Source organism: Streptomyces sp. 8P21H-1 (assembly GCF_013302945.1).
Genome location: NZ_JABTYA010000266.1, coordinates 1 through 4,268, shown reverse-complemented (window position 1 = coordinate 4,268; position 4,268 = coordinate 1). Strand labels below are relative to the sequence as shown.

Annotated in this window: 5 protein-coding genes and 1 pseudogene; 4 read left to right on the top strand and 2 right to left on the bottom strand. The window is 69.7% G+C overall.

Annotated features, from left to right (window positions below; all coding sequences use genetic code 11):
* Nucleotides 1-293: DDE-type integrase/transposase/recombinase (locus HO151_RS07470; RefSeq protein ID WP_254594761.1), on the top strand; the 293-nt coding region annotated here is incomplete at its 5' end.
* A 147-nt stretch (nt 294-440) separates the two neighbouring features.
* On the opposite strand, the pseudogene HO151_RS07710 reads toward HO151_RS07470, so the two are convergent.
* A pseudogene (locus HO151_RS07710) lies at nt 441-683 on the bottom strand (helix-turn-helix domain-containing protein); the annotation flags it as partial.
* 183 nt (nt 684-866) lie between these two features.
* On the opposite strand from HO151_RS07710, the gene HO151_RS05565 reads away from it, so the two are divergent.
* Nucleotides 867-1,850, top strand: coding sequence for a helix-turn-helix domain-containing protein (locus tag HO151_RS05565; RefSeq protein WP_254594760.1), 984 nt, complete (start codon nt 867-869; stop codon nt 1,848-1,850).
* Nucleotides 1,851-1,857: 7 nt separating this feature from the next.
* On the opposite strand, the gene HO151_RS05560 is transcribed toward HO151_RS05565, so the two are convergent.
* Nucleotides 1,858-3,366, bottom strand: a complete 1,509-nt coding sequence (locus tag HO151_RS05560; RefSeq protein WP_173894986.1) for a GMC family oxidoreductase — start codon at nt 3,364-3,366, stop codon at nt 1,858-1,860.
* 240 nt (nt 3,367-3,606) lie between these two features.
* Between HO151_RS05560 and HO151_RS05555 the strand changes: the two genes are divergently transcribed.
* Complete coding sequence (locus tag HO151_RS05555) at nt 3,607-3,906, top strand: transposase (protein WP_217422899.1); 300 nt, start codon at nt 3,607-3,609, stop codon at nt 3,904-3,906.
* A partial coding sequence (locus HO151_RS05550) for an IS3 family transposase (protein WP_173894984.1) occupies nt 3,903-4,268 on the top strand: 366 nt, incomplete at its 3' end. The genes HO151_RS05555 and HO151_RS05550, both read left to right, overlap by 4 nt.

The window sequence follows — 4,268 nt, the reverse complement described above, 5'->3', positions numbered from 1 at the left end:
ACAAAGCGGCCCACCGCGAGGTCATGCCCTCCGTCGAGCACTGCTCCCACAAAGGGCTGAACAACCGGGCGGAGAACAGCCACCAGCCCACCAGGCAGCGCGAACGAGCGATGAAGGGCTTCCGCAGCGTCGGTGCAGCCCAGCGGTTCCTGTCCGCGTTCAGCGGCATCTCACCCCACTTCCGGCCCCGACGTCACCGGCTGTCCGCACACCACTACCGAGCCGAGATGACCGTCCGCTTCACCATCTGGGAGCAGATCACCGGCGCCGCCTACCCCTCCACCAATGCCTGAGCACAGCCCGGAACCGCACTCCACCACGCCACGACGCACCATCACACACCTACCCACCAACAACGTGACAGCGCCCAGCCGGCCGGTCAGCAGACGCCATACCGATGCCCGCGCCAACGTCACCCCGCTCACCCGCTCCACCACCACGCCCACCCGTTCCAGGGTCCACAGGTCCGCCTCGAACCCGTGAGCCTGGGCGCCCTGCTCCAAAGCCTGGCGGACCGCGGCGGCCTGGGCGTCGTCCAGCTTGGGTGGCCGACCTCCGGCCGGGCGCCGCCGCAGAGCTGCAGTTCCCTCCTGCTCCCACACGCGTCTCCACCGCCGCACGCTCTCCAGACAGACCCCCACCGCCCGCGCGACCTCGGGCTGCGTACACCCCCGCTCGAACATCTCGGCCGCACGCATACGACGCGCCTCGGCCAACTGCGTCCGCGTCAACGGCGAAACGGCTCCTGCACAAGCGTCAGACTCGGACTGCAAAGACACAGCCGGATCCTCACACCACCCAAGCCCCTGCACCCACAGAACTAACGAAAACCTCAGTAGAACTCCAACGGCACTATCCTTAGGCCGATGAACGATACTGGAACGGCGTTCGACGGCGCCCGCGGTGTGTTCTCCCTGGACTCGACCGACCCAGATGCCGCGCCGCGAGGGCTCGACGATTTCCGGCGCGGGTGGGAAACGCAGATCGGCCGCGATGTCTTCCAGCTGCCGGACTTCACCCCGGACACAATGGCCGACTTCAGGGTCAGGGGCCGGGTGGTCAAGGTGCGTGGCGCGGCAATCGCCGATCTGCACGCCGCGTCGGCCACCCGGACCCTGGACATGCCGGGCGGCGACATGGATCTGGTGCACCTGTACGTGGTGCGGCGCGGCGCATGGACTCTCGGCGGCCCGACCACCCACGGCGAGCAGACCGTGTCGGCCGGGCAGTTCCTCCTCCGGCACGTCGGGCGCCAGTCGGCCTTCGACACGACGGCGCACATCACGGCGCGGTTCTTCGTCCTGCCCTCCGCGGAACTCAAACCCCTGCTCAGGAACCGGGCCCTCACCGGGTCGGCGGACTCGGCCGAGATGCGTCTGCTCGCGGCCCTCACGGACACGATCCACATGACCGTGACCGAACTCGGCCCGGCAGGCGTGGACGCCGCCCACAACACCCTGATCGAGCTGACCAAGGCGGTGGCGAAGGGCCGGTTCGACGATGTGGAACCCTGGCTGGCTCCGGCGCTCACCCAGGCGGCCAAGGACCTCGCGGACCGCCGGCTCGCCGATCCCGAGCTGTCCCCGGCGATGCTCGCGCGGGAACTCAACGTCTCCGTCCGTACGCTGCAGCGGGCGTTCTCCGCGGTGGGAGAGCCGGTGACCTCCTACATCCGCCACCGGCGGCTGCAGGAGGCCCGGCTCGCCCTGACCGCGCCGTCCGGCCGCCTGAGCATCTCGGAACTGGCCGCGCACTGGCAGTTCGCGGACAGCAGCCATTTCACCCGGGAGTTCAGAAAACGGTACGGCCAGACGCCCACCGAGTACGTCCGCTCGGCCGGAGCACGCTGACGAGGACTCAGCCGGCCAGTTCGGCGGCCCGTTCGGCGATGGCGTAGACGGTCGCGTTCGTGTTGGCCGAGGGGATGGAAGGCATCACCGAGGCGTCGGCGACCCGCAGCCCGGCGATCCCGTGGACGCGCAGGTCCGCGGGGGCGACGACGGCGTCGGGGTCGGTTCCCATCCGGCAGGTGCCGGTGAAGTGGAAGTAGGAGCCGAGCGACTTGCGGATGAACTCGTCCTCGGATGCGCCGCGCGTCCCGGAGCCCGGCACCGCCTCCTGCTTCCGCCAGTCGGCGAACGCGTCGGCCTCCCCTATCCGGCGGGCCAGGGCCAGGCCCCTGCGCATGACCTCCAGGTCACGGTCGTCGCTCAGATAGGCGGGATCGACCACCGGAGCGCTGTCGGGCCGGGCGTCCGCGAGACGTACGGTGCCGCTGCTGTACGGAGCCACCGCGGAGAAGGAGATGGTGTACCCGTTGGCCGGCGGGTCGCCCCAGGGCGAGGGCATCGGGGCGGGAACGAAAAGGATCTGAAGGTCCGGCCGGACCGCGTCGGGGCCGCTGGAAAGCAGGCCGATCACCTCGCTCGGCGGGTTGGCGGGCAGGAACGGTACGGGCTCAACAGCCTCGTACACCACACCCACGATGGGGTGGTCCTGCAGATGGGAGCCCACGCCCGGCAGGTCGGCGACGACATCGATGCCGTGCTCCTGGAGGTGCTGTGCCGGGCCGATCCCCGACAGCATCAACAGGTGCGCCGAGCCGATGGCTCCCGCGGTCAGCACCACCTCGGCCGAATCGACAGACCGGTGCGCGCCACCGACGGTGTACTCGACACCGGTGCAGCGGCCGGCGTCGGTGCGCAACCGCCGCACGGTGGCGTCCGTGACGACGTCCAGGTTCGGCCGGTCGAGGAACGGACGGATGTACGCGTCGGCCGCACTCTGGCGGGCGCCGCCGGGCAGATTCATGTCGCTCCACCCGAACCCGGTCTCCAGCCCGCCGCTGATGTCGTCCGCGCGAGCGAACCCGGCCTCCACCGCGGCCTCGACCCCCGCCACGGACAGAGGATGGGGCACCGGAACAGGCGCGACCACGACGGGCCCGTCCGTGCCTCGTACGGAAGCGTCACGGCCGCGTGCGCTCTCGCTGCGGCGGAAATAGGGCAGCAGATCGTCGAAGCCCCAACCGGGAGCGCCGAGGCCGGGCCAGGCGTCGTAACCGGAGCGGTGCCCGCGCAAGTGGTAGAAGCCGTTGACGCTGGACGAGCCGCCGAGCGCCTTGCCGCGTCGCAGGTCCACCGTGCTGCCCGTACCGGCCTGCACGGTCGAGGTACCGGGCCACAGCGATACCGGGTCGGGCACCAGCCAGCCCCAGGGAGATGCCATCGCCTCGGTCGCGTCCCGGGCTCCCGCCTCAAGGAGCAGCACCCGTACACCGGGCCGTTCCGAGAGCCGGGACGCAATCACGCAGCCCGCTGTTCCCGCGCCGACCACGACATAGTCATAAACAACTTTGCTTGTCATGCGTCGAGCCTAGGAATCGCGAACCGGCCCCCACTAGGACCACCGCGACACCTGTTCGGAACGTGTGCGTCAGCCTCGCTGTCCGAGCACAGCACGTACAGCCGTGCCGGATCGGCGTAGGCATCACGGGGTGGCGGCGGCTGCAGGCACTGCCCCTTCCAGAAGGTCGGGCCTTGACCCTTGATCCTGGACACACGAGACACTGGATTCTGAGGATCTGAGAACGGACATCTCGTGGTCATGAAGAACTATCCGCCGCAGTTCAAGGCAGACGCGATCGCGCTGTATGAGTCGCGGCCCGAGGCGACTATCAGGCAGGTCGCCGCCGATTTGGGGATCAACCCCGAGACCCTGCGGAACTGGGTCCGAGCGGCCGGTGCGAGCCGGTCCCGGGGGCACCGGGCGGAGGTGCCTGCCGAGCCGCCGACGCCGCTGGAGTCGGAGAACGCCGCTCTGCGGAAGAAGGTCCGCGAACTGGAGGAAGAGCGTGAGATCCTGCGGAAGGCGGCGAAATATTTCGCCGGGGAGACGCGCTGGTGAACCGCTTCCAGTTCGTCGCCGACCATCAGCGCCGCTACGGCGTGAAGCGGCTGTGCACCATCCTCGGCCTCTCCCGCTCCAGCTTCTGCTACTGGCGCAGGACGACATCCGCAAGGGCGGCCCGCCAGACCGCCGACGCACAGCTCGCTGCCCGGATACGCACGGTTCACCGGGCCTCGGAGGGCACCTACGGCGTCCCCAGGATCACCGCCGAGCTCCGGGAGAACGGCGAGGTGGTGAACCACAAACGCATCGCCCGGGTCATGAAGACGATCGGGCTGGCCGGGCTCCGCCTGCGCCGCCGACACCGCACCACCGTCCCCGACCCGGCCGCGGCGAAGATTCCGGACCTGATCGGCCGC

Excerpts from the sequence above, each read along its gene's own strand:
- HO151_RS05555 (WP_217422899.1), top strand. The coding sequence starts at position 3,607 with ATGAAGAACTATCCGCCGCAGTTCAAGGCAGACGCGATCGCGCTGTAT.
- HO151_RS05560 (WP_173894986.1), bottom strand. The coding sequence starts at position 3,366 with ATGACAAGCAAAGTTGTTTATGACTATGTCGTGGTCGGCGCGGGAACA.
- HO151_RS05565 (WP_254594760.1), top strand. The coding sequence starts at position 867 with ATGAACGATACTGGAACGGCGTTCGACGGCGCCCGCGGTGTGTTCTCC.